4 protein-coding genes are annotated in these 3,909 nt (G+C 35.9%); all 4 read left to right on the top strand.

Features of this window, described 5'->3' with window-relative positions; genetic code table 11:
- The first annotated feature begins 59 nt into the window (after nucleotides 1-59).
- The 4 genes from ilvC to RWO85_RS09805 all read left to right on the top strand — a co-directional run bounded on the left by ilvC (nucleotide 60) and on the right by RWO85_RS09805 (nucleotide 3,882).
- Nucleotides 60-1,082 carry a ketol-acid reductoisomerase gene (gene ilvC, locus RWO85_RS09820; RefSeq protein ID WP_000290683.1) on the top strand — a complete coding sequence of 341 codons (1,023 nt, stop codon included), beginning with the start codon at nucleotides 60-62 and terminating at the stop codon, nucleotides 1,080-1,082.
- 83 nt (nucleotides 1,083-1,165) lie between these two features.
- Nucleotides 1,166-1,522, top strand: coding sequence for a hypothetical protein (locus RWO85_RS09815; protein WP_023940905.1), 357 nt, complete (start codon nucleotides 1,166-1,168; stop codon nucleotides 1,520-1,522).
- A 50-nt stretch (nucleotides 1,523-1,572) separates the two neighbouring features.
- Nucleotides 1,573-2,823, top strand: a complete 1,251-nt coding sequence (gene ilvA, locus RWO85_RS09810; RefSeq protein WP_077804355.1) for a threonine ammonia-lyase IlvA — start codon at nucleotides 1,573-1,575, stop codon at nucleotides 2,821-2,823.
- An 843-nt stretch (nucleotides 2,824-3,666) separates the two neighbouring features.
- On the top strand, nucleotides 3,667-3,882 hold the full coding sequence (locus RWO85_RS09805) for a hypothetical protein (protein ID WP_001130036.1): 216 nt from the start codon (nucleotides 3,667-3,669) through the stop codon (nucleotides 3,880-3,882).
- Nucleotides 3,883-3,909 lie beyond the last annotated feature (27 nt).

Below are 3,909 nucleotides of genomic sequence, written 5' to 3'. Positions count from 1 at the left end.
AACTTAAATTTGTTAAACCAGCCTAAAAGGCAATAAATAATAGAAAAGAGAGAAAAACGATGGCAGTTCAAATGGAATACGAAAAAGATGTTAAAGTAGCAGCACTTGACGGTAAAAAAATCGCCGTTATCGGTTATGGTTCACAAGGACATGCGCACGCTCAAAACTTGCGTGACTCAGGTCGTGATGTTATCATCGGTGTACGTCCAGGTAAATCTTTTGACAAAGCAAAAGAAGATGGATTTGACACTTACACAGTAGCAGAAGCTACTAAATTGGCTGACGTTATCATGATTTTGGCACCAGACGAAATCCAACAAGAATTGTACGAAGCAGAAATCGCTCCAAACTTGGAAGCTGGAAACGCAGTTGGATTTGCTCATGGTTTCAACATTCATTTTGAATTTATCAAAGTTCCTGCGGATGTAGATGTCTTTATGTGTGCACCTAAAGGACCAGGACACTTGGTACGTCGTACTTATGAAGAAGGATTTGGTGTACCAGCTCTTTACGCTGTATACCAAGATGCAACAGGAAATGCGAAAAACATTGCTATGGACTGGTGTAAAGGTGTTGGAGCTGCTCGTGTAGGTCTTCTTGAAACAACATACAAAGAAGAAACTGAAGAAGATTTGTTTGGTGAACAAGCTGTACTTTGTGGTGGTTTGACTGCCCTTATCGAAGCAGGTTTCGAAGTCTTGACAGAAGCAGGTTACGCTCCAGAATTGGCTTACTTTGAAGTTCTTCACGAAATGAAATTAATCGTTGACTTGATCTACGAAGGTGGATTCAAGAAAATGCGTCAATCAATTTCAAACACTGCTGAATACGGTGACTATGTATCAGGTCCACGTGTAATCACTGAACAAGTTAAAGAAAATATGAAGGCTGTCTTGGCAGACATCCAAAATGGTAAATTTGCAAACGACTTTGTAAATGACTATAAAGCTGGACGTCCAAAATTGACTGCTTACCGTGAACAAGCAGCTAACCTTGAAATTGAAAAAGTTGGTGCAGAATTGCGTAAAGCAATGCCATTCGTTGGTAAAAACGACGATGATGCATTCAAAATCTATAACTAATTAGAAAGCAAAGAATTTTGCTAAAATAGTAGCTTCAGCTATTCGTGGGATATTAGATGTACTGATTTAGGGGTTGAAATCATATGAATATTACCAATTTGTTTTCTATCAAGACAGGATGTGATGAAACTGATAGGCAACTGCAAAAACTATTTTTTCAGTTGGATTTACAATTGGGAGAATTGACAGATCAACTAAGAAAATTAGATTCTAATTTTGTTCCTCGTAGTCAATTTGTAGACACGTTGGATTTGAATGATGTAGAATATAAAGAAATTTTAAACTATTTTATCTTCCATCGTAATGATAGTGAAGAAAGTTTGGTAGAATGGTTATATGATTGGATTTCCACAAATCGTTATGAACTTCCTAAAGAGTTTTCAATTCGTATGGCTCATAAATATCATGAAAGTGTTGCTGAAGTTTTTGGAGATGAATAACTAAAAAAACAGTCATTAGTGACTGTTTTTTATAGAAAAAGAGGTTTTATATGTTAAGTTCAAAAGATATCATCAAGGCTCACAAGGTCTTGAATGGTGTGGTCGTTAATACACCGCTTGATTATGACCATTATTTATCGGAGAAGTATGATGCTAAGATTTATTTGAAAAAGGAAAATGCCCAGCGTGTTCGTTCTTTTAAAATTCGTGGTGCTTATTATGCCATTTCCCAGCTCAGCAAGGAAGAGCGTGAGCGTGGGGTAGTCTGTGCCTCTGCGGGAAATCATGCGCAGGGAGTTGCTTATACTTGTAATGAGATGAAAATTCCTGCTACTATCTTTATGCCCATTACTACTCCGCAACAAAAAATTGGGCAGGTTCGCTTTTTTGGTGGGGATTTCGTAACCATTAAACTAGTTGGAGATACCTTTGATGCGTCAGCTAAAGCAGCTCAAGAATTTACAGTCTCTGAAAACCGTACCTTTATTGATCCCTTTGATGATGCTCATGTTCAAGCTGGTCAAGGGACAGTTGCTTATGAGATTTTAGAAGAGGCTCGAAAAGAATCGATTGATTTTGATGCTGTCTTGGTCCCTGTTGGTGGTGGCGGTCTCATTGCTGGGGTTTCAACTTACATCAAGGAAACAAGTCCAGAGATTGAAGTTATTGGGGTAGAGGCGAATGGAGCGCGTTCCATGAAGGCTGCTTTTGAAGCTGGTGGTCCAGTCAAACTCAAAGAAATTGACAAATTTGCGGATGGGATTGCTGTGCAAAAGGTAGGACAGTTGACCTATGAGGCAACTCGTCAACATGTTCAAACTTTGGTAGGTGTCGATGAGGGATTGATTTCTGAAACCTTGATTGACCTCTACTCTAAGCAAGGGATTGTCGCAGAACCTGCTGGAGCAGCTAGTATCGCCTCTTTAGAGGTTTTAGCTGAATATATCAAGGGGAAGACTATTTGTTGTATCATTTCTGGAGGAAATAATGATATCAACCGCATGCCAGAAATGGAAGAGCGTGCCTTGATTTATGATGGTATCAAGCATTATTTTGTGGTCAATTTTCCACAGCGTCCAGGTGCTCTGCGTGAGTTTGTAAATGATATCTTGGGGCCAAATGATGATATCACACGTTTTGAGTATATCAAAAGAGCTAGCAAGGGGACAGGCCCAGTATTGATTGGGATTGCCTTGGCAGATAAGCATGATTATGCAGGATTGATTCGTCGCATGGAAGGTTTTGATCCAGCTTATATTAACTTAAATGGTAATGAAACGCTCTATAATATGCTTGTCTGAGGACTAATAAAAAAATATCATATTATTTGCACAACTGATGTATAGGTGCTATAATGAGGGTAAAGAAAGGGGGCGATTCCTATGAACTTAGGAAAACTATCCTACTATTTCTACTACAACTTATTATAGTACCTATTATTTTTGTTTCAGTTTATAATAATAAAAAAGAATCACTTGCTATATATAAGGATACTATTTAGAATACGATATTTTATATATAACTAATTTAAAAATTGTCTAAATATAATAGCAAACAGAGAAAATAATCAGTATTTATGAGACAGATTTGGTGATTTAATTGATAAAATTGATCTGATACTTGTCAAATGAGAATAGTAGAAAAGTTTGTGACATTAGGAAGTCATATTCTAGATGCTGACTATGAAGTGGTGTTTGAAAAGAATATGTAAAATCTGATGAAACAAGTCCATTGTACCAGTTGAAAAAGAAAATAAGATTTAAATAATGACAGGAAGAAACCTCAGACAAAGAGAAAGGAAAGAGATAGTTAAGAGCTAATCAGAGGAAAATATTATCTTTGCTAGCTTTAATAATTTAAAAGGAATGTATAGAATTACTTGAATATGACTCCTGTCTATCCTATTGAGTATCTGGTATGTAGTTTATATGAATATTCTTACATATTATAGGTTTAATAATGCAATTATTTTTTAGGTACTTACTAATGGTTTATAGCAAGTAAAAACCTATATATTATCGGCTTTAAAAAAGAAGTAAGAAAAATAAAAATCTTTTATTTTATTGAATATATGTTTTTTTATTGACAAAAGACATAAAAACGTATAGAATAATATATCGTAAAGAAGAAAATAGGAGAAGGACATGGCTAAGTCAAACTTTGAAAAAGTAGAATCAGTTGTTGGCTGGGTTCGTGATAAGAAAATCACAGGCTACCGTATCTCTAAAGAAACGAATGCGCGTGAAATGTCTATCATTGCTCTAGCGCAGGGTCGTGCAAAAGTAAAAAATATTTCATTTGAAACAGCTCTAGGTTTAATTGATTTCTATGAAAAAAATCATGAAAAATTTGAAGATTAATCTTTGGATAATGGCGGATTCTTGAAT

The organism is uncultured Streptococcus sp. (genome assembly GCF_963521865.1).
Classification (GTDB): Bacteria; Bacillota; Bacilli; order Lactobacillales; family Streptococcaceae; genus Streptococcus.
Note: the sequence above shows the minus strand (reverse complement) of the source record. Positions and strands in the feature narration are given on the sequence as shown.